This window comes from Campylobacter sp. US53 (genome assembly GCF_004378995.1).
Lineage (GTDB): Bacteria > Campylobacterota > Campylobacteria > Campylobacterales > Campylobacteraceae > Campylobacter_D > Campylobacter_D jejuni.
The window spans coordinates 162,765-187,757 of record NZ_RYYH01000002.1; the positions used below are offsets into that span (position 1 = coordinate 162,765).

General features: G+C 32.0%; 21 protein-coding genes and 1 pseudogene. 9 read left to right on the forward strand and 13 right to left on the reverse strand.

The window, feature by feature from the left end; translation table 11 throughout:
• Positions 1-4: 4 nt before the first annotated feature.
• A complete protein-coding gene (locus ELQ05_RS03020) occupies positions 5-1,450 on the forward strand; it encodes a glutamate synthase subunit beta (RefSeq protein ID WP_134239928.1) in 1,446 nt (481 codons plus the stop codon).
• Here ELQ05_RS03020 and ELQ05_RS03025 read toward each other — a convergent pair whose 3' ends face one another.
• The 3 genes from ELQ05_RS03025 to ELQ05_RS03035 all read right to left on the reverse strand — a co-directional run bounded on the left by ELQ05_RS03025 (position 1,451) and on the right by ELQ05_RS03035 (position 3,011).
• Positions 1,451-2,026, reverse strand: coding sequence for a ribonuclease HII (locus tag ELQ05_RS03025; protein ID WP_134224679.1), 576 nt, complete (start codon positions 2,024-2,026; stop codon positions 1,451-1,453).
• A 33-nt stretch (positions 2,027-2,059) separates the two neighbouring features.
• Positions 2,060-2,299, reverse strand: a complete 240-nt coding sequence (locus ELQ05_RS03030) for a ComEA family DNA-binding protein (protein ID WP_002855574.1) — start codon at positions 2,297-2,299, stop codon at positions 2,060-2,062.
• A 64-nt stretch (positions 2,300-2,363) separates the two neighbouring features.
• On the reverse strand, positions 2,364-3,011 hold the full coding sequence (locus ELQ05_RS03035) for a ferritin family protein (RefSeq protein WP_002855562.1): 648 nt from the start codon (positions 3,009-3,011) through the stop codon (positions 2,364-2,366).
• A 159-nt stretch (positions 3,012-3,170) separates the two neighbouring features.
• On the opposite strand from ELQ05_RS03035, the gene ilvD reads away from it, so the two are divergent.
• Positions 3,171-4,847, forward strand: a complete 1,677-nt coding sequence (gene ilvD, locus ELQ05_RS03040; RefSeq protein WP_134224680.1) for a dihydroxy-acid dehydratase — start codon at positions 3,171-3,173, stop codon at positions 4,845-4,847.
• An 11-nt stretch (positions 4,848-4,858) separates the two neighbouring features.
• Here ilvD and ELQ05_RS03045 read toward each other — a convergent pair whose 3' ends face one another.
• Together ELQ05_RS03045 and ELQ05_RS03050 are read right to left on the reverse strand one after the other, a co-directional pair.
• Positions 4,859-5,383 carry a YagU family protein gene (locus ELQ05_RS03045; RefSeq protein WP_070316619.1) on the reverse strand — a complete coding sequence of 175 codons (525 nt, stop codon included), beginning with the start codon at positions 5,381-5,383 and terminating at the stop codon, positions 4,859-4,861.
• A gap of 91 nt (positions 5,384-5,474) precedes the next feature.
• Positions 5,475-6,701, reverse strand: coding sequence for an HD domain-containing protein (locus tag ELQ05_RS03050; protein ID WP_126214489.1), 1,227 nt, complete (start codon positions 6,699-6,701; stop codon positions 5,475-5,477).
• Between the two features lie 76 nt (positions 6,702-6,777).
• On the opposite strand from ELQ05_RS03050, the gene queC reads away from it, so the two are divergent.
• Both queC and ELQ05_RS03060 read left to right on the forward strand, forming a co-directional pair.
• A complete protein-coding gene (queC, locus tag ELQ05_RS03055; RefSeq protein WP_134239929.1) occupies positions 6,778-7,464 on the forward strand; it encodes a 7-cyano-7-deazaguanine synthase QueC in 687 nt (228 codons plus the stop codon).
• A 2-nt stretch (positions 7,465-7,466) separates the two neighbouring features.
• Positions 7,467-7,895, forward strand: a complete 429-nt coding sequence (locus tag ELQ05_RS03060) for a GNAT family N-acetyltransferase (RefSeq protein ID WP_002837854.1) — start codon at positions 7,467-7,469, stop codon at positions 7,893-7,895.
• Positions 7,896-7,914: 19 nt separating this feature from the next.
• Here the strand turns inward: ELQ05_RS03060 and dsbI are convergent, their stop codons facing one another.
• The 6 genes from dsbI to ELQ05_RS03090 all read right to left on the reverse strand — a co-directional run bounded on the left by dsbI (position 7,915) and on the right by ELQ05_RS03090 (position 14,388).
• Complete coding sequence (gene dsbI / locus ELQ05_RS03065; RefSeq protein ID WP_088303452.1) at positions 7,915-9,441, reverse strand: disulfide bond formation protein DsbI; 1,527 nt, start codon at positions 9,439-9,441, stop codon at positions 7,915-7,917.
• A gap of 11 nt (positions 9,442-9,452) precedes the next feature.
• On the reverse strand, positions 9,453-9,620 hold the full coding sequence (gene dba / locus ELQ05_RS03070; RefSeq protein ID WP_002779270.1) for a disulfide bond formation protein Dba: 168 nt from the start codon (positions 9,618-9,620) through the stop codon (positions 9,453-9,455).
• Positions 9,621-9,726: 106 nt separating this feature from the next.
• Positions 9,727-11,505: a methyl-accepting chemotaxis protein gene (locus ELQ05_RS03075; RefSeq protein ID WP_070316622.1), complete on the reverse strand. Its 1,779-nt coding sequence runs from the start codon at positions 11,503-11,505 to the stop codon at positions 9,727-9,729.
• Positions 11,495-12,409: a cytochrome-c peroxidase gene (locus ELQ05_RS03080; protein WP_088303455.1), complete on the reverse strand. Its 915-nt coding sequence runs from the start codon at positions 12,407-12,409 to the stop codon at positions 11,495-11,497. The genes ELQ05_RS03075 and ELQ05_RS03080 overlap by 11 nt, the downstream gene beginning before the upstream one ends.
• A 97-nt stretch (positions 12,410-12,506) precedes the next feature.
• Positions 12,507-13,373, reverse strand: coding sequence for a fumarylacetoacetate hydrolase family protein (locus ELQ05_RS03085; protein WP_070316624.1), 867 nt, complete (start codon positions 13,371-13,373; stop codon positions 12,507-12,509).
• Positions 13,374-13,485: 112 nt separating this feature from the next.
• The gene (locus tag ELQ05_RS03090; RefSeq protein ID WP_070316625.1) at positions 13,486-14,388 is read right to left on the reverse strand and encodes an RluA family pseudouridine synthase; all 903 of its coding nucleotides are present in this window, start codon (positions 14,386-14,388) and stop codon (positions 13,486-13,488) included.
• Between the two features lie 77 nt (positions 14,389-14,465).
• On the opposite strand from ELQ05_RS03090, the gene purB reads away from it, so the two are divergent.
• Both purB and ELQ05_RS03100 read left to right on the forward strand, forming a co-directional pair.
• A complete protein-coding gene (gene purB, locus ELQ05_RS03095; protein ID WP_088303457.1) occupies positions 14,466-15,794 on the forward strand; it encodes an adenylosuccinate lyase in 1,329 nt (442 codons plus the stop codon).
• Positions 15,795-15,809: 15 nt separating this feature from the next.
• Positions 15,810-18,179, forward strand: a complete 2,370-nt coding sequence (locus tag ELQ05_RS03100) for a ribonucleoside-diphosphate reductase subunit alpha (RefSeq protein ID WP_088303458.1) — start codon at positions 15,810-15,812, stop codon at positions 18,177-18,179.
• A 38-nt stretch (positions 18,180-18,217) separates the two neighbouring features.
• On the opposite strand, the pseudogene ELQ05_RS03105 reads toward ELQ05_RS03100, so the two are convergent.
• Positions 18,218-19,602 (reverse strand): annotated as a pseudogene (locus tag ELQ05_RS03105) (cation:dicarboxylate symporter family transporter).
• A gap of 118 nt (positions 19,603-19,720) precedes the next feature.
• A complete protein-coding gene (thyX, locus tag ELQ05_RS03110) occupies positions 19,721-20,344 on the reverse strand; it encodes an FAD-dependent thymidylate synthase (RefSeq protein WP_134239930.1) in 624 nt (207 codons plus the stop codon).
• Between the two features lie 119 nt (positions 20,345-20,463).
• On the opposite strand from thyX, the gene ELQ05_RS03115 reads away from it, so the two are divergent.
• The 3 genes from ELQ05_RS03115 to ELQ05_RS03125 all read left to right on the forward strand — a co-directional run bounded on the left by ELQ05_RS03115 (position 20,464) and on the right by ELQ05_RS03125 (position 24,784).
• Positions 20,464-22,095 (forward strand): CTP synthase, encoded by a 1,632-nt coding sequence (locus ELQ05_RS03115; protein WP_134239931.1) that lies wholly within the window; start codon positions 20,464-20,466, stop codon positions 22,093-22,095.
• On the forward strand, positions 22,082-23,653 hold the full coding sequence (gene recJ, locus ELQ05_RS03120; protein ID WP_088303461.1) for a single-stranded-DNA-specific exonuclease RecJ: 1,572 nt from the start codon (positions 22,082-22,084) through the stop codon (positions 23,651-23,653). Before ELQ05_RS03115 ends, recJ begins: the two co-directional genes overlap by 14 nt.
• Before the next feature lie 84 nt (positions 23,654-23,737).
• Positions 23,738-24,784, forward strand: a complete 1,047-nt coding sequence (locus ELQ05_RS03125; protein ID WP_088303462.1) for a type II asparaginase — start codon at positions 23,738-23,740, stop codon at positions 24,782-24,784.
• Positions 24,785-24,993 lie beyond the last annotated feature (209 nt).

Here is a 24,993-nt window from a genome sequence, read left to right on the forward strand (position 1 = left end):
AAAAATGGGAAATGCAAGAGGTTTTTTAGACTTTAAAAGAATGGATTTTAAAAAAATTGCTCCTAAGGAAAGGGTTTTAAATTTCAAAGAATTTACTATACCTTTGGATAAAAAAGAACAAGAAATTCAAGGCGGACGATGTATGGATTGTGGTGTGGCCTTTTGTCATACGGGTGTGATGAGCGAAGGAAAAGATGTGGGCTGTCCTTTAAATAATCTCATTCCTGAATGGAACGATCTTATTTATCATTCTTTATGGGAAGAAGCTTATGAAAGACTTGATCTTACCAATCCTTTTCCTGAATTTACCGGTCGTGTTTGCCCTGCTCCTTGTGAGGATTCTTGTGTGTGTGCGATAAATGGTGTTAGTGTGAGCATAAAAAATAATGAATTATCCATCATAGAAAATGCTTTTAAGGAAAATTTAGTAAGAGTAAATAAACCTAAGCAATACAATGGCAAAAAAATCGCTATTATAGGAAGTGGGCCTGCTGGGCTTGCTTGTGCTAATACTTTAAATTCATTAGGTTATAAAGTAAGTGTTTTTGAAAGAAGCGATAAAATAGGCGGACTTTTGATGTATGGCATCCCTGATATGAAGCTTGATAAAAGTATAGTTCAAAGACGGGTGGATCTGCTTAAAAAAAGTGGGATTGAATTTAAAGTGAATGAAAATATAGACAGCAAAGATAAGGTTTCAAAACTTCTAAAAGAATTTGATGCTTTGGTACTTTGTACAGGAGCAAGTAAGCCTATAGATCTTGATATAGAAGGTAGAAAACTAAAAGGGGTTGAATTTGCTCTTGATTTTTTAACGCAAAATACCAAAACTTTGTTAAAAACAGGCAAGGGTGCAGATACGGCCAAAGGTAAAAATGTCTTGGTTATAGGAAGCGGGGATACAAGTGTGGATTGTATCGCTGTAGCGACAAGACAAGGAGCTAAATCTATAGTGCGTTTTGAAAGAAGTCCAAAAAGACCTTTGCAAAGAGGCCAAAACAATCCTTGGCCTTTAAAAGCTGACATTTTTACTACTGATTATGGTTTAGAAGAAGCCATTGGTGTATATGGCAAAGATCCTAGGGAATATCAAAAAATGACAAAGAAATTTTTAGGAAAAACTCATGTAGAAGGTGTTGAAGCAAATGATTTAAAACGCGAGTTTAAAGAAGGCAAAGCTATAAATGTCGAAATTTCAAATTCTAAAAAAACTTATAAAGCGGATTTAGTACTTTTAGCTATGGGTTTTAGTGGGTGCGAAGAAGCTATTTCTAAAAATTTTGGAGTGAAATTAGATGAGAAAAACAACATAAGCACAGAAAATTTCCAAACCACTCATAAAAAAATCTTTGCTTGTGGAGATGCTAGAAAAGGACAATCTTTAGTTGTTTGGGCTATAAAAGATGGTATAGAATGTGCTTTGAGTTTGCATCAAAATTTAGCAAAATAATCATAAAAGTTTAAAACTTTTTCGGTGGAGTTTGCAAATTCCAAATTTAGCTATAAGTTCTTTATGAGCTTTTGTGCCGTAGGCTTTGTTTTTTTCAAATTCATAACAAGGAAAGTCTTTAGCTAAGAAATTCATCGCCCTATCTTTACTAACTTTTGCAAGTATGCTAGCTGCACTTACTTGCAAAATGCTAGCATCGGCTTTGATTTGTGTTTTTATTCCGTTTATGCCTAGGTTGGTGTTTCCATCATATAAGAAGTTATTTTCTGCTTTAAAATGCTTTTTTATAAGCTTTAAGCCTGTTTTTAAACAAGTGCTTAAGCCTAGTGCGTCGATTTGTTCTGAAGAAAAAGAAAGTATGAGATAATTTGAATTTTTGATGATGATTTCATAAAGTTCTTCGCGTTTTTTTTCGCTTAGTTTTTTAGAATCGCACAACCCATCAAGTTTTTTGTTCAGTTTACAAGCCGCCATCATCATAGGACCTGCTAAAGCACCGCGTCCTGCTTCATCAATACCGATTAAATTTATATCAAATTCGTTTAAAAGTTCTTTTGTGTCAAATAAAGTTTTCAAAATTTTTCTAAAAAGAAGGGCAAAAATGCCCTTTTATTCTACTGTGATATCATTTTTGATTTTTTCAAAAAGCTTATCACCTATGCCTTTAACTTTTTTAAGATCATCAATACTTGTAAAATTTGCTTCTTTGCGGTATTCTAAAATCGCTTTAGCCTTAGCTTCGCCAATACCATTTAAACTTTTTAATTCTTTTAGTGTTGCAGTGTTGATATTTACAGCACCAAAGAGAAAAGCCGTTAAAGCAAAAAATAAAAATAGTAATTTTTTCATTTTCTTATCCTTTTATTAAAAAATAATTATAATATTATCTTAAAAAGGATAAGAATTTCTTAACTTAACCCAAAAATTCGCGTTTAAAATACTCTTTTGGTGCTTTACATAAAGGACAGGCTGCTGGAGCTTTTTTGCCACGATGTATATGTCCACACACTTCACAAACCCATAATTCTTCTACTTCGCTATTAAAAAATTCTTCTTCTTCAAGCATTTTTTTAAGTGCTAGATATTCTCTTTCGTGTTCGATTTCTACTTTACCAATAGCTGTAAATAATCTTGCTATAGCCTTTTTACCTTCATCTTCAGCGATTTTTGCAAAATTTGGATACATAGTTGTGTGTTCATAGTTTTCACCTTCTGCAGCACTTACTAGGTTTTTAGTAGTTACTTCTAAAGGTTTGCCATCAACGATTTCATGATAAGCTTTAAATTCTGCTCTTGCATGCCATTTTTCATTTTCAGCTGCTTCTCTAAAATGTCTAGCAACCGCGTGCCAACCTTCTTCTTCAGCCACATCAGCAAACAAATCGTATTTGTTTCTTGCCATAGATTCACCTGCAAAAGCTTTCATCAAATTTACTGCAGTTAAATCTGTAGTGATACATTTCATTTCTTCACCACAACAGCTAAGCTTACCGCCACCTACATTTTGAACTTCTACTTCATTGCCACATTTTTGGCATTTATAGGTTTCATATTGTCTCATTTTGACTCCTTTTTTGATTATCAAAAAGCATTGTATTATAAAAAAATATTTTTGTCAATTAATAATTTTTATCATTTATGAAAATGTATATCAAAATAAATTTCACAAAAATTAAGCTTTGCTAAATATAATTTTAAAAAATTATTATCAGGAGTTACAATGAGAAGCGATGCGATAAAAAAAGGACATTTAAAAGCGCCTAATCGTTCTTTACTTCGTGCTTGTGGTTTGAAAGATGAAGATTTTGACAAACCTTTTATAGGTGTAGCAAATAGCTATATAGACATAATCCCAGGGCATTATTTTTTAAATGATTATGCTAAAATCATTAAAGATGAGATACGCAAAAATGGTTGTGTGCCTTTTGAGTTTAATACCATAGGTGTAGATGATGGTATAGCTATGGGGCATGAAGGTATGCTTTATTCTTTACCAAGTCGTGAAATCATCGCAAATTCTATTGAAACGGTGATGAATGCTCATCAACTTGATGCTTTAATCTGTATCCCAAACTGCGATAAAATCACTCCTGGTATGTTAATGGGAGCTTTAAGGGTTAATGTTCCAACCATTTTTGTAAGTGGTGGGCCTATGGCTTCAGGAGTAACCAAAAAAGGAGAAAAGATCAGTCTTAGCTCTGTTTTTGAAGCTGTAGGAGCTTATGAAGCCAAAAAAATTAGCGAAGAAGAATTTAAAGATATAGAATGTTCAGCCTGTCCAAGTGGTGGATCTTGCTCGGGAATGTTTACAGCAAATTCCATGAATACCTTGTGCGAAGCTATGGGTATAGCACTAGAAGGTAATGGAACCATCTTAGCCTTAAGCAAAGAAAGAGAAGAGCTTTTAAGAAAAGCAGCGCGTCGTATTTGTGAAATCGCCTTAGATGAGCGTTTTAAAATTCGCAATATCATCACTCAAAAAGCCGTGCGTAATGCCATGGTAGTAGATATGGCAATGGGTGGAAGTAGCAATACTGTTTTACACATGCTTGCCATTTCGCGTGAAGCAGGGGTGGCACTAGATATTAAAGATTTAAATTTCATCTCAAGTAAAGTTGCACACATAGCAAAAATAGCCCCATCGCTAAATAGTGTTTATATGGATGATGTCCACAAAGCAGGTGGTGTGAGTGCAGTTATGGCTGAAATTTCAAGCAGACAAGGACATATTTTAGAACTTGATGCACTGACTATCACAGGAGAAAGTCTCAAAGAACGCTTAAAAAATGCCAAAATCAAAGATGAAAATATCATTCGTAAAGTAGATAATGCTTACTCAAAAGTAGGTGGGCTTGCTATTTTGTTTGGAAATTTAGCTGAGCAAGGTTGTGTTATAAAAACCGCAGGAATAATCGGAGAAAGAAAATTTAAAGGCAAAGCTGTTTGTTTTAACTCTCAAGATGAAGCTATTAAAGGCATTATCAAAGGCAAGGTACAAAAAGGAAATGTTTGTGTAATACGCTATGAAGGTCCAAAAGGGGGTCCTGGTATGCAAGAAATGTTAAGCCCTACTTCACTTTTAATGGGTATGGGTTTGGGTGCTGATGTGGCTTTAATCACTGATGGTCGTTTTAGCGGGGCTACAAGGGGTTTAAGCGTGGGTCATATTTCCCCTGAAGCAGCTGAAGGTGGTCTTATAGGACTTTTAAAAGATGGAGATGAAATAGAAATTGATGTAGATGCTTATACCATCCATGCAAATTTAAGCGAAGAAGAAATCGCTAAACGCAAAAAAGAATTTGTATTACCTCAAAAAGAAGTGCCTTCAAGATGGCTTAGAATGTATCAAAAACTTGTTAGCAATGCTAGTAAAGGTGCGGTTTTGGATATGGAATGAAAGGAAACCTTTCATTCTTCTATTTCTTTAGTTATACGATTTCTTATATCTCTACGAACTATTTCCATACCCCACAGCCAAACAATATGGCCAAAAATTTCAGACAGGTGTTCATCAAAAGGAATTTCAGAAAGTGGTGGAACTTCTGCAATTAAAGGCATTACAATAACATGGGCAAAAAGATAAACAAAAAATCCAAAAACTGCACCTTGCCACATAGTAATACGGCGCCATTTTTCTGCTATCATACAATAAGCCACTCCAAAAACAATAGAAAAACCGACATGCACTATAAAAATTGACAAAGGCATTTGCATACCTGAAAACATATAAGTCCAATCAGTAGGCAAGCCTAGTTGTTCTAGAAAAATTTTAGGCGGAGTAACGCGTTCTAAGGCATCTACTGGCCAAAAAACATTGGGATTTCTTGGAGGAAAAGGTACTTCCCAACCCCATTTAACAATAGCTCCGAAAATACCCGCTAATATACCTATAAAAAAGGCTAAAGTATAGCGCTTTTGAAAGTATTTTTTCATAATAACTCCTTTATATTTTATACAAAATAAAATTTGAATTTATAATATTTTTATTTAAAATATATTGAAAATAGGAGTATAAAAATCTTATTTAAATTTTAAAATACTCTCTTAAACTTTCACAAATTTCAAAAAAATTCACCCCATCTATAGTAGGATTTTCTTTAAAAAACTCATGCATTCCTAAAAAACCACTTTCAAGTTCTTTAGACTTTACACCATAGCTTATACTAAGTCCTGCTTCTATATAAGCGGCGATTTTATCGCAGTATTTAAGCGCCTTACCATCTATAGCACCAAATTCATTTTCATTAAAAGAACTTAAACTTCCGCTGCAAAGTTCTATTTTAGCATTTTTATAGGTGCGATTTTCAAACTCATTTTTTACAAAATTTGACTCATCGTTTCTACCTTCTCTAATGCCTAAAATATAAGAAAACTCAGCCCTTAAACCCTCAGGTACAAAGGGTAAAATTCTTTCATTAATAAGTTTCATTTCATAATCATTTATGATATCATGAAGCCCATCAATGCCGTATTTTACAGGGCTTATAATATCACGCGTTAAAGACTCTGGTAAATCATGAAATAAAGCACAATAAAAATTATTCTCAAGTCTTTTATCGCAAGCCTTGATTTTTAGTGAGTAAAAATATCCCAAAATCGCCACCACAAGCATATGTCCTAAAACTGCAGTTTCTGGTATGCGTGGAGTTTGAGCCCAACGCTTTTGAAAGCGAAGTCTTCCGCTAAGATCAATAATTTTTGCAATTTTTTGATTTAAAGCGATTTTTCTAGCTCCTATAAGTTCATAGTAATCTTCTAATTCTTCTTCAACTTTGTTTTTAATCTCATCAATATCATTTAAAAAAGCTGAGGTTTGATAAACTATGTTAAATTCCCATCTTGTAGCAAAATACGAAGCTGCTTTTAAGATAAGTCTTTCTTTAGCATAAGCATTGCCGTTTAAATACGCTTCAAAACGCTTTAAAAACTCTCCTTCTTCTATATCTTCTATCATAGGTTCGATTTTGCTTAAAACCCAAGCATTAACTTCAGCTTTTTTTTGACGCACGATTTCATGATACACATCAGGGCGTATATCAGTTACTACCACACGACTTAAAAACTCAAAAATTCCCCCTTCTATAATCACTCTCATATCCACATCTTTTTCCATTTTAGCGATAAAATATGCAATGATGAATTTATGAGCTTGTTTGTCAAGTTCAACCAAATTTGCCATTCTTGGATAATCATTCCAACGACTGATAGAAGCGGCTTTAAAAATGTGTTCTATGAGTTTTATGTTTATCATGCTTTTGCCTTTTTTGCAATTTAAATTTAAAAATTTTCGTTAAAATTGCGAAATTATAGCAAATTTAAGGATAAAAATGAGTAAAAAAGCACTTTGTATTATAAGTGGTGGTATGGATAGCACTTTGTGTGCTTATCTAGCCAAAAAAGAAGGTTATGAAATCATTGCTTTGCATTTTGACTATGAACAACGCACTCAAGAGAAAGAAAGAGAATGTTTTAAGCAAATTTGCAGGGCTTTAAAAGTAGAAAAATCTTATATTTTAGATGTAAGTTTTATCAAAGATATAGGGGGTAATGCCTTAACCGATAAAAATATAGATATTCCTAAAAATGAGCTTTGTGTAAGTGATACTCCACCTATTACTTATGTACCTTTTCGTAACGGAATTTTTTTAAGCATAGCAGGATCTTTGGCTGAAAAGGAAAATTGTGAGAGTATTTTTATAGGGGTGGTAGAAGAAGATGGCAGTGGTTATCCTGACTGTACTGATGAGTTTGCACAAAAGGCACAAGAATTTATCAATGAAGGCACGAGTAAGAATTTTAAAGTTTGTATAAAAACTCCGCTTATTAGACTAAATAAAGCTAAAATTGTAGAACTAGCCTTAAAAGAAAATGTGCCTTTAGAACTTACTTGGTCTTGTTATGAGAGTGAAGATGAAGCTTGCGGGGAGTGTGATAGCTGTTTGCTTCGTTTAAGAGGTTTTGAAAAAGCAGGGGTTAAAGATAAGATTAAATATAAAAAATATAAAGTATTGTGAAAATGATAAAACATTATGAAAATTTAAATCAAGAACAAACCAAAGGACTTTTAGAAATTTGGGAGCAAAGTGTTAAGGCAACGCATGATTTTTTGGATGAAAAAAATTTTCAGACCATCAAAGAATATTTACAAAATGCCGATTTTAAAGATTTAAACTTTTTATTTGCTTATGAAAATGATGAATTTGTAGGATTTTTAGGGGCAGATGAAGAGTGTATTCAAATGCTTTTTGTTAAACCAGAATATTTCCGTAAAAAAATTGGTTCCAAGCTTTTGCAAAAAGCTTTAGATGATTTTAAGATCAAGAAAGTAGAAGTTAATCTTGACAATCCAAATGCTTTAAAATTTTATCAAAAATTTGGGTTTGAAAAAGTAGGAGAATACAAAGATAATTTCGGTTTTACTTTGCTCAAAATGCAAAAGCCCTAGAAATTAGGGCTTTTATTTTTTAGTTTAGAGTATAAAGTTTGTTTGCTCCATCTTGATAAGAAAGAATGTTGATTTTTCCATCTTTAAAGAAAATGCTTCTAGCATTAGTGATAGAGCTTGGGAAAGCGATGGTTTTTACTACTTCTTCTTTAACTGGATTAATTACGGCAATCACATTGTGGTTTTTGCTAAGTGCATAAATTTCTCCATCTTTAAAAGTCATAGAAGTTACATAAAGATCGCCTAAAGTTTTACCTTCTTTAAGATTTGCTTTTGGAGTAAATTCTCCTGAAAGAACACGATCTTTTAAAGAAACTTTAGAGATTACAAAAGTTTTAGCGTCTTTGTTGTTTGGAACAGTTGCAAGATAAAGATAATTTCCATCTGTAGTCATGCTTGCTACATGGTTAAATTTCGCTCTTACAGTATCAAGTCTTCCACGACCTAAACCTTCTCCTTGGCCTTTAAATTTATCATTGCCTTTTGCAAAATCAGCGTATTGTTTAGCGATATCTTCTTCACTTGCATTAGGATTTTTTGCAAATCTTAAGAAAGATTTGTTTGAGCCCATAAGAATGAATTTATCATTCATATAAGGTATGATACCAATGATTGGATCAATAGAAGCTGAAAAATAAGGATCAAGTTCAAAACCTTCTTTAACGCTAAAATTATTATCTAAGAAAGCCACATCCCATTTAGAGCTTATTACAAATTCATTGTTGATATAATCAAGAGTATTGATTGCTTTATTAAAATTTATGGTTTGTTCATTTATGATTTTAAGTTCATCATTGATTTTTGCAAATGGAGCATTGTTGATATCATTATCAAATTTTATGCCAAGTTTTTCACTTGCAGGTGCAAAAGCATAATCAGGAGCTTTAACATCGCGTTTTCCTAAGAAAGAAATATTTTGCCACAAACCATTCCAACCTTCTTTACTCCAAATGATGTATTTTGGATTTAAGCTAAATCTTACAGGATCGCCTTGTCCTACATAAGGAGGAATTCCTGTGCTTACAAAAGCTTGGAAAACATTTGAAGCTACTACAATCGCACTGATAACTACAGCTGCGAGAGAAAATTTCGTATATTTTCTAAATTTTTCTCCGTTTAATTCTAATTCAAAAGCATTAAATTTAGGAGCAAAAGCAAAAATCACACCTAAAAGCAATACAACAGCCCAAAATACCACTTCAGCCCAAAAATAAGTATGAATACCAAAAACTGCTAAACCAAAACCTTGATCTAAATCTCTATGAGCGTGATTACCATAGTGAGCAAAAGATTGATAAAGCCCTATTGCTGTCATGATTAAAAGAGCAGCAAGGTATTTACCTTTCATGCCATAACGAACAATGAAAAGTGCCATCACGCCAATAAAGATCATTGCTTCTCTTTGTCCCCAGCAAAGCGTGCAAGGACTATCGCCCAACATATAACCAAATACAAAATTTGCGATACCTACAGGCAAGAGTATGATCAAAAAGCCTGCTAAACACATTAGTGTGTAGAAATTTTTTGTTTTATTGATTTCGTTCATTTAGCCCTTCCTTACAGATTCATTATTGTTAATAGTGCGCCTGTTTTGTGGCCAACATAGAAAAAAACCATTAAAAGCCAAGCTACCATTACCAAACCAAAAGCCAAATTTTCTTTTTCTGGTTTTTTGATAATCAGTATCAAGGCGATTAAAACTAATAAAAGTTCAAGAAACTCCATAGTATCTCCTTATGAAATAAAAACTGTTAATTTTACTTTAAAAACATAAATTAAAAATAAATTTTTTATTAAAATTTCGTGTTAATTTAAATTAACACGAAAAAAGTTACTGAAATCTACTTAATTTTTCAGAGAGTTTAGACGCACCATTTAGAACATTTTGAGAGATGTTATTGATTTCGCATGATAAATCTTTAACAGAATTTGCAAGCTCATTAACCTTGTCTATGCTTGTTCCTAGGATAAGCATTCTATCTTTTACTTCCATACTTTTATCTTTCATGGTTTGGGTTGATTCTATAGAACTTTCTAGTTTATGCATAGAATTTACAAGTTCTTGTTGTAAATCATTGGTTTTTAAAGAGGTTTCTTTCATAGAATCATGGATAAGATCCATCAAGGCTTTGTTGTCATTGATTTGTTGGACTATAGCATTAACAGTAGCATTGATATTTAAAAGAGATTTGCTTGTTTTATCGGCAAGTTGACCTACTTCATCAGCAACAACTGCAAAACCCCGTCCATGTTCGCCCGCTCTTGCAGCTTCAATAGCTGCATTCAAAGCAAGTAGATTGGTTTGATCGGCTATATCTCTAATAGAACTTGTAATTTCTATGATATTATCTGCACTTTGGGTTAGATTGTCCATATTGGCTACTATATTTTGTTCTTTTTTATTATTTTCATTTATTAAATTTACAAGTTCAGATAGAGTAAGTTCTACCTTATCCATCAGTATGTGCATATCTTGCATATTTTCTATGCTTTCTTGTGCTAAATTTCCCGCAAGATTGATATGATCATCTAAGACATAGGTGATTTCTTTAACGCCTTGAATTTGTTCATGTTGTGAATTAGAACTGTTTTCAAGCATCATGGAATTATTTTTGAGCTTTTGTGAATTTTGATGACTTGATTTGGCGTTTTCTATGGCTTCTATGATTGAGTTTTGAACGGTGGAAATAAATGAATTAATATATTGAGCGCTTTGTCCAAGCTCGCTTTTTGGATCTATATTTAAACGAGAGTGTAGATTGGCTTCTTTACTAGCTAAATTAGCGCTTAATTTTTCTAAAGTATGAATTGGCATGATGACTTTTTTTAGTGTTAATAAAATAAAAAATACAAATAATATGATAGTAATTCCAAACACTGTTAAAGCGATATAAAATTTAAATAAATTGGACTGCTCTATAGCATTTTGGGTGAAAGTGTTAAGTTGTTTTAACTCTTTCATAAGAGAATTATTCTCATAAATAGAAGAATTATCTTGCATAACAGAAATTTGTTTTACAATCATTTTATAGTGTTTTAAAAAAAGTTGTAAATTTTCACTTTTTGTATCGTTTTTGATTTCTTTCATAAGACTGTTGAGTTGATTGAGTGTTGTTTTTTGCAAAATACTTTCAGTTGAAAGAACGCTTAACATAGAGTTCATTGTTTTATAGTTGTTTTTATTTGTTTCATGGTTTTGTTCTAATTCTTCAAAATAATTTTTAGCCAATTCAAACAAGTAAAGTTTTGAATTTACCGCTATGGAATTTGCAGATTTGAAATAATTAAGCTGGATTAGTTTGGCATTAAAAATTTCTTCTGCTTTGCTTATGTCAATCCCAAAATTTTTAAGCTTTTTAAAGTTTTCTTGCATTTTTTTTATTGCCTGAACACTTGGATCATAGTTAATAAAATTAAAACTATTTTGAAAAACGAAATTGATTTTTTCATCTGAAATTTGTAGCTGCTGAACTGTGTTTATCAAGTTTTTATTATCTTTAGATGAGGAGTAGTTATTAAAAATAATACCTAATAAAACAAGAATGAAAGCTAAAACTAGCGTAGATAAAATAATAAATTTTATCAAAAATGAACTTTTTTTATTTGTCATGATATTCTCCTGTTAAGCTTTCTAAGAATGCAACTATATTATCAACTGTTTCTTGATCTAAAAATTTTCCTAGTTGATAGTAAGCCATAAACTGAACACAAGCATCTAAAGTAGGTATAGAACCATCATGAAAATAAGGCGCAGTTTTGGCTATATTTCTTAAACTAGGAACCTTAAATACCATTTTATCAGCTTCTCTTTTTGTGATTTCATAGCGTCCTAAATCTTCTTGATTTGGGTATTCTTCAAAAATACCGATTTTTTGAAACATATTTCCACCTATATTTTGACCTTGATGGCAAGAAATGCAGCCATTAGCTTTAAAATCTTTATAACCTTTTTTAGCTTGAGCTGAAATAGCATTTTGATCTCCGTTAAGATAGCGATCAAAAGGAGAATTTGGAGTGATTAAGGTTTTTTCAAATTCAGCAACTGCAAGAGCTATGTTTTCTACCGTAACTTCTCCATAAAGTTTTTTAAAAGTTTTTACATAATCCTCATTAGAATTAACTTTTTGCAAAAGAAGTTCAGGACTTAGTCCCATTTCTTTTGGATTAAAAAAAGGCACTTTTGCTTGTTCTGCTAAATCTTTGGCTCTACCATTCCAAAATTGCACAAAATTAAATACAGAGTTAAAAGTTGTAGGAGTGTTAAAGGGTTTATCAAGTTGATTATCAGTTCCTATTGAAAATTCAAGTCCATCAACGCCGTGTTGATCAAGTCTATGGCAAGTATTGCACGAAACTTTTCCATCTTTGGATAAACTTTTATCCATATAAAGACTTTTTCCAAGTTTAGCTTTTTCTTTATCATAAGAGATGGAATTTGGAATAGGGGTTATCATATCTACTGCAAAGACTATATTTGCATAAGATAAACACAAAATTATTATTATTTTTTTCATAACAAATTTCTACCTTAAGTTTAAATTTCTAAGAATGTCATTATACTTTAATTTTAGCAAATTGTTTAATAATTGATATTTTTTATTTAAAGTTTTTTTATTTTATTTTATTGCAAAGTTCTCCTAAATTTTCTATGACACAACGTACTTTATCTCCTGATTTTAAAAAAGTAGGTGGATTTAACCCCATGCCTACTCCACTAGGAGTTCCCATAGATATAATACTTCCAGCTTTTAAAAGCATGCCCGTGCTAAGTTCTTCTAAGACATAAGCAATATCAAAAATAAACAATTGGGTGTTAGAATTTTGGCGTAGTTCATCATTGACATAGCTTTGAAGTTGGAGCTTAGGAGGGTAAGAAATTTCTTCTACGCTTGTGATATAAGGTCCCATTATAGTGCTGCCTTCAAGACTTTTTGCTCGGTAGAATTGTTTGTGGCGTTTTTGAAGTTCGCGAGCTGAAATTTCATTGATAATAGTATAACCAAAGATATAATCTTTTGCATCTTTAGCTTTGATTTTATAAGCATCTTTACTTAAAATAAATGCAAGCTCACATTCGTAATCAAGCTGAGAAGTTACATCTGCATGTAAAGGTATATCACCAAAAGGTGGTGTGGCTTGATTGCAGCGTTTTCCAAAATATACAGGATATTCTCTTTCTTCAAATTTTTCACCCTTAAATTTGGCAGATTCTTTGGCATGATCTAAAAAATTAATCCCAAGACATATAATATCTTGACGAGGTTCTATAATAGGGGCTAGATAATTTTCTTTTGGAATTTCATAGGCTATTTTAGAATCCAAGTCTGTAAGCTTGTGTTTAAATTTATCAAAATAGATAATAAATTCATTCATATCGTTAGTTTCAATGCCAAGATCAGTAAAACTTACAATTTTTCCACTAGAATTTAGTACTCCTAGATTGTGTTTTTGACCCTGTATAAAATTAACAAATTTCATTGGAAAATCTCGCTTTTTTTATTTAATTATACTTAAAGTTTTAGCAAGAATTATTTTTTTGTTTTAAAATTTGGTAAAAAAGTGATTGATTGTAGCGTAGTGAAACATCATTTTATTTTATGGAATTGTTGAAAATTTCTTTTATGTTTATTTTTGAGTTGATATCAAAATTTTGATTTTTATATTGAAATTTCAAACGATAAGAATGCAAACACAAACGCAAGGCACCTGTAAGTTTTAAGCGTTCTTTAGGATTTAATTTTTCATCTAAAATACTTTCGATTTGTTTTTTGCTAAGCCCATATAGTGGATCGCCTAAAATGGTATGATTTTTATAATGCAAATGTACTCTTATTTGATGTTGTCTGCCTGTTAAGGGTTTACAAAGTAAAAGAGTAGCGTTGATTTTAGGAAAGTATTCTAAAATTTCAAATTCAGTGATAGCTTGTTTTCCTTCTTTGCAAATTTGCATTCTTGTTTTTATATCATCGTAGTTTTTAGTTAAATTTATAGCTTTATCAACTATAAAATTTTCTTCTATTTTTCCATGAGCTAGAGCAAGGTATTCTTTTTGAACTAGTTTTTTTTCAAACAAGCTTTTAAGATCAATTTGAGCTTTTTTATTTTTGGCTATAAGTATAAGTCCGCTCGTTTCTTTATCGAGCCTGTGTGCTACGCAAGCTTCTTTTCCCCAAAGATGCCAAATTTCATCACTAAGACTGTATTTGCAATGTCTACCATTTGGATGGCTTAAGATCCCACTTTCTTTTTCAAGTATGGCAAAGTCTTCATTTTCAAAGACAATTTCTACTCCTTTGGGATTGTTTTCATAGACTATAAGCTCTACTAAACCATTTAAAATTTTATTCTTTTCTTCTACTAAAATTCCATCACAAAAAAGCCTTTTTTTGTCTATGAGTTTTTGTGCTTCATTTATGCTAATTTTTAAATTTTCCATAAGGACTTGAAACGCCTTTTTTCCATTGTTTGAGAGTTTTATTTTTATGTAGGCCATTTAATAACTTTCTTAGGATAATTTGATATAATTTCTGTTTTTTAAAATATAAAATTATAGCTAAAAAGGTTTCAAAGATGGTTGAAAGATATAGCAGAGAAATCATGGCTAAAAAATGGGACATGCAAGCAAAATACGATGCGTGGCTGAAAGTAGAATTAGCCGCTGTAAAAGCTTGGAATAAACTCGGTCTCATTAATGACACAGACTGCGAAAAAATTCTTAAAAATGCAAAATTTGATATTGCAAGAATAGATGAAATAGAAAAAACCACAAAACATGATGTTATAGCTTTTCTTACAAGTGTAAGTGAAAGTTTGGGAGAAGAGAGTCGTTTTGTGCATTATGCAATGACAAGTTCTGATTGTATAGATACAGCTGTTGCTTTACAGATGAAAGAGAGTTTGGAGCTTATTTTAGAAGATGTTTCTTTGCTTTTAGAAGCGATCAAAAAGCGTGCTTTGGAGCATAAAAACACCTTAATGGTAGGAAGAAGTCATGGAATTCATGGAGAACCTATTACTTTTGGTTTGGTGTTAGCTATTTGGTATGATGAAATTTCTCATGCAAAAGAGCTTTTAGAACATGCAAAAGAAGTGATAAGCTATGGAAAAATCAGTGGCGCAATGGGAAATTTTGCTCATGCGCCTTTGGAATTTGAAGAAGAAGTTTGTAAAAATTTAGGTCTTAAAGCTGCTCCTGTTTCAAATCAAGTGATCCAAAGAGATCGTTATGCTCAGGTTATTTCTGCCATTGCGATTTTAGCTTCAAGTTGTGAGCAAATCGCTGTAGCTATAAGACATTTTCAAAGAACTGAAGTTTATGAGGCTGAAGAGTATTTTAGTATAGGACAAAAGGGAAGTTCAGCTATGCCACATAAAAGAAATCCTGTTTTAAGTGAAAATATCACAGGACTTTGTCGTGTGCTTAGATCTTTTGTAACCCCAGCTTTAGAAAATGTTGCACTTTGGCATGAAAGAGATATATCTCATTCTAGTGTCGAAAGATTTATTTTGCCTGATGCTTTTATCACGGCTGATTTTATGCTCATGCGGCTTACAAATTTGATTGATAAGCTTTTGGTTTATCCTGAAAATATGATGAAAAATTTAAATCTTACAGGCGGACTTGTATTTTCAGGGAGGGTGCTTTTAGAGCTTCCATTTAAAGGCATTAGTCGCGAAGAAGCTTATAAAATAGTTCAAAGAAACGCTATGAAAGTTTGGGCAGATTTGCAAAATGGAAAGGTTGCTATCAATGAAAAAAATGAAAGTTTGTTTTTATTGGCGCTTTTAGGGGATGAAGATTTGAGAAAAAGTTTGAGCGAAGAGGATATAAGAAAATGTTTCGATTATAACTACTATACAAAAAATGTTGATGCAATTTTTAAAAGAACATTTAAATAAAAAGCAAGGAAGGCAATGAAAGTTATTAAAAGAAATGGTCGTACAGAAGAACTAGATATTTCTAAGATCAAAAAATGCACCTCTGATGCTGTAAAAGATTTAGAAGGTGTGAATTTAAGCGAACTTGAACTCGATGCAAAGATTCAGTTTCGTGATGGAATTTCAACTGAAGAAATTCAAAAAACTTTAATCAAAACCGCAGTAGATAAGATAGATATTGATTGTCCCAATTGGACCTTTGTTGCAGCTAGACTTTTTTTATTTGATTTATATAAAAAAGTTAATGGTATAAATCGTTATAATCATTTACGTGAATATTTTGAAAAGGGCGAAAAAGAAGGAAGAATTTTACTTGGCCTTAAAGAAAAATATGATTTAGATGATTTAAATGCTTATATTAAACCTGAACGCGATATGCAATTTACTTATCTTGGTATTAAAACTTTATATGATAGATACTTGATTAAAGATAGTAAAGGTATGCCTATAGAGCTTCCTCAGCAAATGTTTATGGCCATTGCGATGTTTTTAGCACAGAATGAATTTAATCCCCAAGAATGGGCGAAGAAATTTTATGATTTAATTTCTAAATTTGAACTCATGCTTGCAACTCCAACTTTATCTAATGCAAGAACAACACGCCATCAGCTTAGTTCTTGTTATATAGGTTCAACTCCTGATAATATTGAAGGTATTTTTGATTCTTACCAAGAAATGGCTTTGCTTTCTAAATTTGGTGGCGGCATAGGTTGGGATTGGTCTAAAGTGCGTGCTATGGGTGGAAGCATAGATGGGCATAAAAATGCTGCAGGAGGGATTATACCTTTCTTAAAAATTACTAATGATATTGCTGTGGCAGTAGATCAACTAGGAACTAGAAAAGGAGCTATAGCCGTTTATATAGAACCTTGGCACATGGATATAAGTGATTTTATCGATTTGCGTAAAAATTCAGGTGAAGAAAGACGCCGTGCACATGAACTTTTCCCTGCTTTATGGATTAATGATCTTTTCATGAAAAGAGTAAGGGCTAATGATAAATGGACTCTTTTTGATCCTGCAGATACAGCAGATTTATGCGATTTGTATGGTGAGGCTTTTGAAAAACGCTATGAAGAATACGAAAAAGATGAAAGCATTGTAAAAGAAATTGTAGAAGCCAAAGAGCTTTGGAAGAAAATTTTACTAAATTATTTTGAAACAGGCTTGCCATTTTTATGTTTTAAAGATAGTGCTAATAGAGCAAATCCAAATGCTCATGTAGGAATTATTAGAAGTTCAAATTTATGTACTGAAATTTTTCAAAATACCGAGCCAAATTATTATCAAATTAAAGTAGTTTTTGAAAATGGAGATGAGCTTCATTTTGATGAAGAGCAAAAGATTGTGATCGATGGGGGATATGAAAAACCAGCCAAAAAAATCTCAACTTTAGATAGTATTAATGGTAATAAAGTTTATATAGTGGAAAAATATAAAAATGATGGAAAAACAGCCGTTTGTAATTTAGCAAGTATAAATCTTAGCAAAGTGTATACTAAAGAAGATATAGAGCGTGTTGTGCCAACGGCTATTCGTATGCTTGATAATGTAATTGATTTAAATTTTTATCCTCATAGAAAAGTAAAAGATACAAATTTAAAATCTCGCGCCATAGGTCTTGGAGTCATGGGTGAGGCACAAATGCTTGCTGAGGCTAAGATTTATTGGGGAAGTGATGAGCATTTAAATAAAATCGATGAGATTATGGAGCAAATTAGCTTTGAGGCTATTAATGCGAGTTCAAATTTAGCTCTTGAAAAAGGTTCTTATGAAGATTTTGAAGGATCAAACTGGAGCAAGGGGATTTTTCCTATTGATGTAGCAAGTCCTAAGGCTAAAGCTTTAACTTTAAGAGAAGGCTTATTTGATCAAAGTGAATGCGATTGGGTTAAACTTAGAGAAAAAGTTAAAAAAGATGGTATGAGAAATGGTTATTTGATGGCCATTGCACCTACTTCTTCTATTTCTATCTTGGTGGGTACTACGCAGACTATAGAACCTGTTTACAAAAGAAAGTGGTTTGAACAAAATTTAAGTGGTATGATACCTGTTGTTGTGCCAAATTTAAGCCTTGATACTTGGCAATACTATACTCCAGCCTACGAACTTGATCAAAAAATTCTTGTAAAGGCTGCTGCTGTGCGTGGTAAATGGATCGATCAAGGGCAGAGTTTAAATATCTTTTTATCACTTGATAAAGCAAGTGGGGGATATTTAAATGAAATTTATCAACTCGCTTGGGAGCTTGGAGTAAAATCTACTTATTATTTAAGAAGTGAAAGCCCTGATAGTGAAAAAGTCAATGTTGCAGATCGTAGCATAGAGTGTGAAGGTTGCCAATAAATACTAAAACCCAATGAAAAGCATTGGGTTTTAAAAGATTAAGAATTGTAAATTTCTTTATCTAGAGCTTTTAGATTTTTTGCAGTACAAAGTGCCGAAGTCATAGCTCCTGAGACATTGCTTGCTGTTCTTGCCATATCTATAACAGGATCTATGGCTAAAATCAAACTTAGCATGACAAAATTATTACCAAATCCAATCCCTGCTAGCATAATAGAAGCTGCCATAGTTGCACTTCCAGGTACCCCAGCTATACCCAAGGATCCAATAACAGCTACCAAAACTATCATTAAAGCAAATGTAAAATCAATATGTGTATGTGTAGCAAAAGCTACAAAAACTGCCGCTAAAGCTGGAAAATATCCCGCACAACCATTAAGTCCTGTTGTTGTACCTATAGATGCTACAAAATTAGCTATAGCTGAATTAACTCCAAATTTATTTTGCAAAGTTGAAGTGGTCATAGGCAAAGTGCCTAAAGAAGATCTTGAGCTAAATGCAAATAACCATACAGGAAAGGCTTTTTTTGCATATTTTATAGGGTTTAACCCTTGTGAAGCAAGAAGTAAAAAATGCACCCCAAACATTATAAACATAGCCATATAAATAAGCATTATAAAAAGTCCAGCTGTTTTGATAGCTTCAAAACCATTGCTTAAAAGCACATTAGCCATCATACAAACTACAGCATAAGGCATAAATCTAATAACTGTAGCAGTCATGTTCATCATAATATTATAAAAGGTTAGGATAAAATTATGAAAACTTTTAAAGGCTTGTTCATACTCTTCTTTTTTAGAAATTTTTTTAGCGCTAATTCCTATAAAAAAAGAAAAAATGACAATAGCTATAATATTTTCTTTATCAATAGCTGTAATGATGTTGCTAGGTATTAGCCCTAGTATAATATTTGAAAAAGTTTGAATTTCGCGAATTTGTTTATCTCCTTCATGTATAGCAAAATTACTTCCTAAATCAAAACTATAACCTAAAAATATACCCAAGGTTGCAGCTATGGCTGTGCTAAAGAGTATCCAAAAAAAACTTATTCCAAGTAAGGAAGATATTTTGATATTTTTATCAATTTCTATAATTACTTTTATAATGCAAATGCTTACAAGAGGAACAACTAGCATTTTTATAAAAGCTACAAAAACAGAACTTACAAATGCAAACCAATGTTTTGTTTCACTATACCAAAGAATATTACTTGCTTCTTTAGCATCTGGAAAATTTGCCAAATATTGCAAAGCAAAACCAAACCCCAAACCCATTAAAAGCGCAAATAGCATGCGAAGAGAAAAATTGATTTTTATATCCCGCATTTTTTTAATGCGTAAAAAACAACACAAAGCATAGTAAGAGTAGCTATAGTATGAGCTTGTGAAAGCATTAGAAAATCTTGAAAAAATTGTTTATCCATAAAAGTCCTTATAAGAAACTATAATCAAGCACAAGGTATACGAAAATATACTTGCATAAAGCTTGGTTTTATAAATGGTAGCATAAAAATATTTTAAATAAGATAAAATTAGTATGATTTATTCTATATCTTTATGTAAGCAATGTTCAAATATAAATTTGTGTTCTTGTGGTAAGGCTTCAAATAAAGCATTTGCTAAATTTCTAATCTCCCAAAGAGCTGATTTTGAACTACGCAAAGAAATGAAATTTTGCAAACTTCTTGCATTAATCGTTAGTGTAAGTTCGGTTTTATAGCTTTCTGGTAAGCAGTATTTGGCTATATCTAGACTAATGCTTTTTTGTAAAATAGTGCGTAAATTTTCTAAGGCTTTAATGCTTGCGTTATCAACCTCTTCATTACCACAAAGCACAAGATAACGACTTGCATTTTCAAAATCTCCTATTTTAAATTCAGCTTCATTGCGAAGTTCTTTTAAGGTATAACGTGTGCTTTTTACACTAGGACTAGTGTGACGGTGTCTTGCAACTTCTTGCAAACAAGCTCTTGAAATTCCTTGTATATAAAAAGTATAGTTTAGATGTTCTAAGGTTGAAGCGTGTTTGAATTTATTGCCCACGCGATCGATAAGTTCTTTATCTTTTTCGCCACCGCAATCGCCTTTTTCAAAGCTTTGCCAACAAGTTCTTGTTGCATGAGAACAAACAGATAATGGAGTGTGAAAAAGTAAAGTGATTTTCATGCTTATTCCTTTTTTGATAAAAATATTTTTTGTAATTCTTGCATTTTTTACTTAAAATTCTAATGAAATAAAAAGTTTTATCAAGTTATAATTAGATAAAAAAATAAGGCTTATTATCAATGAAACAAACAAAATATATTTTTGTAACAGGTGGAGTTTTAAGTTCTTTAGGTAAAGGAATAGCTGCTGCTTCTATCGCAACACTTTTAAAAAATTCAGGGCTTAAAGTGAGTATTTTAAAAGCTGATCCTTATATCAATGTCGATCCAGGCACTATGAGTCCTTTTGAGCATGGAGAAGTTTTTGTAACTGATGATGGAGCAGAAACGGATCTTGATTTGGGGCATTATGAGCGTTTTTTGGATGAGAGTTTATCTCAAGATAATAACTTTACTACAGGACGCGTTTATCAAAGTGTAATTGAAAAAGAAAGGCGTGGAGAATATCTTGGCAAAACCATTCAAGTTATCCCTCATATAGTAGGAGAAATCAAAGATCGCATTAAAAAAGCAGGAGAAGGCAAAGACATACTCATCGTTGAAATAGGCGGAACTGTTGGGGATATAGAAGGCTTGCCTTTTTTAGAAGCTATTCGTGCTTTGCGTTTGGAAGTGGGTAAAAATAATGCTATGAATATTCATCTTACTCTAGTGCCTTTTATCAAGGCTGCAGGGGAATTAAAAACAAAGCCAACTCAACATAGCGTAGGCGAGTTAAGACGCATAGGTATTAGTCCTGATATGATTATTTGTCGTAGTGAAAAAGCTCTTGATAGGGATTTAAAAGATAAAATTGCTATTTCTTGCGGGGTGGAAAAAAATTGCGTGATAGAAAGTGTTGATGCGGCTAGTATTTATCAAATCCCGCTTAATTTTTTAAAGCAAGATATTTTAAGCCCTATTGCTGAAATTTTGGATTTGAAAAATTTAAAACCTAATATGGAAAATTGGGACTCTTTGGTAAAAAGAGTTATAGCTCCAAGCAATGAAGTTAAAATCGCTTTTGTAGGCAAATATGTGGATTTAAAAGAAAGCTATAAAAGCCTTACTGAAGCTATTATACACGCAGGTGCAGCCCTAGATACTAAAGTGGAGTTAAAATGGGTAGATAGTGAAAAACTTGAAAATATGGAAAGTGCTGAAGTATTTAAAGATGTGAGTGGAATTTTAGTTGCAGGGGGATTTGGATATCGTGGTGTAGAAGGTAAGATAAAAGCCATTCAATACGCAAGAGAAAATAAAATTCCTTTTTTAGGAATTTGTTTAGGCATGCAGCTTGCTTTGGTGGAATTTGCTAGAAATGTATTAAAACTTAAAGATGCAAATTCAAGTGAATTTAATGAAAAATGCCAAAATCCTGTGGTTTATTTGATTGATGAATTTATGGATACAAATGGAGAAAAACAAATTCGTACTGCAAAAACTCCTTTAGGTGGAACTATGCGTTTAGGAGCTTATAAATGTGATATCAAGGAAAAATCCCTTTTGGCTAAGGTTTATAATGAAGCAAAGAGTGTAAAAGAACGCCATCGACATCGCTATGAAGCAAATCCAAAATATAGGGCAGATTTTGAAAAACACGGTTTGATTGTAAGTGGTGAAAGCAAAGGATTGATCGAAGCAGTTGAACTTAACCCCCATCCTTTTTTCTTGGCCGTGCAGTTTCATCCAGAATTTACTTCAAGACTTGAGCATGTTAACCCTGTGATTTGCGGTTTTATCAAGGCAGCTATAAACTATGAAGATAATTAATAAAAATGAAATTAAAAAAATTTTGGCTTCACGCTTTGAAAAAGATTTGCATACTAAACTTTGTGATCTGCCTTTGCCATGCTGTTTAAAGGATGCATATAAAGCAGCTAATCGAATCAAAGAAGCTGTAGAAAAAAATGAGAAAGTCGCCATAGTAGGGGATTATGATGTTGATGGAATCATTTCTTGTGTTATTATGGCAGAATTTTTCGATGATATAGGTTTTGATTATATAGTAAGAATTCCAAATCGTTTTAAAGATGGATATGGATTAAATGCTGAGATTATCAACGAACTTGATGTAAATTTAATAATAACAGTAGATAATGGAATAGCTGCTCTTGAAGCAGCCAAACTCTGCAAAGAAAAAAATATAGATTTGATTATCACTGATCATCATATGCCTCAAGATGTTTTACCTGATGCTTTTGCCATTATCAATCCAAAGCAAAAAGATTGTGATTTTCCAGAAATTGAAATTTGTGGAGCTCAAGTGGCATGGTATTTGATAGCGGCTTTAAAAGAAGTTTGTAAGCTTAAATACGATATGAGTAAATTTTTAGAACTTTTGGCGATTGCGATTATTGCAGATATGATGGAGCTTAGAGATTTAAATCGTGCTTTAGTAAGGCGTGGTATAGATCATATTAACAAATCTAAAAGAGCTGCCTTTAGGGCTATTAAGCATTATTATCAAAAGGATAAATTTGCTCTTGATAATATAGGGTTTTTAATTGCTCCACTTATAAATAGTGCTGGAAGAATGGATGATGCAAGTATTTCTTATGAATTTTTACACACTAAAGATTTTAATAAAGCTTTAGAATATCTAGAGCAAATTGTTAGTTTTAATGAAAGTCGTAAAGATGAAGAAAAACAGCTTTTTGAAGATAGTTTAAATCAAATCAATGAAAACGATTCTTGTATTGTGGTGTCGGGTTTAAATTGGCATGAAGGGGTTTTAGGGATTGTGGCAAGTCGTTTAGCTAAACATTTTAATAAACCTGCTTTTGTATTTTCTCAAAATGAAGAACACTTAAAAGGCAGCGCAAGAAGTGTTGGCAAGATTGATATTTTAGCTTTAATTTCTAAGACAAATTCTATATTAAGCAATTATGGTGGTCATAAAGGTGCTGCTGGAATCAGTTTAAACTCTGAAAATTTTGAACAATTTAAAAATAAAATCAAAAAAGAATGTTCGCAAATTTCTGAAAGTGAATTTTTGGATACGGATGAAATTTTAGGAATCTTAGAACCTAGCGAAATTGATTTTGAAATGCTTGAAATTTTAGAATCTTTTGAACCTTTTGGACATAAAAATCCACGACCTTTTTTTGTTTTAGAAAATCTTTGTGTAAAAAATAAAAAACTTCTAGGTAAAGATGAAAAACACTTAAAGCTTATTTTAATCAAGGAAAATAAAACCATAGAAGCTTTATTTTTTAATTTTGATAAAGAGCCAGAATTGAATCAAAATATTTCTTTGCTTGGAAGTATTTCTAAGAATGAATTTAGAGGATTAGTAACTCCACAATTTATTATTAAAGAAATTTTATAAAATTTATAAAATTTTTATTTATTATTTATTAATATTATATAAGTTTCATTAATGAAACGAATTTTAACAAATAAGGGGAGAATTGTGAAAAAGTTACTATTGTGTGTATTAGTATTTTTATCTATAGGAGCATGTATGGCAGAAGCTAAACCAAAGATTGCTATTTTAGCAACAGGTGGAACGATAGCAGGTTCTATTGATAGTGCTGTTGCCACAACAGGTTATACGGCTGGAGTTGTTGGCGTAGATGTTTTAATCAAAGCGGTTCCACAAATTCAAGATTTAGCTAATATTAGTGGGGAACAAATAGCAAATATTGATAGTTCAAATATGCGTGATGAAATTTGGCTAAAGCTCGCTAAAGAAATCAATAAGCTTTTTGCCGAAGGGGTGGATGGTGTGGTTATAACTCATGGTACTGACACCATGGAAGAAACTGCTTATTTTTTAAATTTAACCATTAAAAGCGATAAGCCTGTAGTTTTAGTTGGCGCTATGCGTCCATCAACTGCTATAAGTGCAGATGGGCCAAAAAATCTTTACAATGCTGTAGCATTAGCTGCTGATAAAGAGTCTAAGGGCAAGGGTGTTATGGTAGCTATGAATGATAAAATTTTAAGTGCTAGAGGCGTGGTAAAAACCCATAGTTTAAATGTTGATGCTTTCTCTTCTCCTGATTTTGGGGATTTGGGTTATATAGTAGATGGTAAAGTCTTTTTCTATAATAATGTTATTAAAGCTCACACAAAAAACACTCCTTTTGATGTAAGTAAACTCACAAGTTTACCAAAAGTAGATATTCTTTATAGTTATTCAAATGATGGTAGTGGTGTCGCTGCAAAAGCTTTATTTGAACATGGAACTAAGGGTATAGTTGTTGCAGGAAGTGGTGCAGGAAGTATACATGAAGATCAAAAAAATGTTTTAAAAGAGCTTATGAAAAAAGGACTTGATGTTGTTGTAAGTTCAAGGGTTGTAGCAGGTCGTGTTGCTGTGAGTGATTCAGATGAAAAATTAGGTTTTATTAGTGCTGAAGATTTAAATCCTCAAAAAGCAAGAGTTTTGCTTATGTTAGCGCTTACAAAAACAAGCGATCCTAAAAAAATTCAAGAGTATTTTTTAGAATATTAAAATTTTTAAATATTTCTAAACTTAGGGAAATTATCTTCCCTAAGTCAAGCCTTTTAATCCTAATACATAGTATATTATATCTTGCATTTTTTATTATCATTAAAATATAACCCCCATTTTTTAACCCACCAAATACTTATATAAATACTTACACAAATATTTATACTATTTAATCCTTTATTTAATCCCCTTTTAAGTTTAATTGGTTA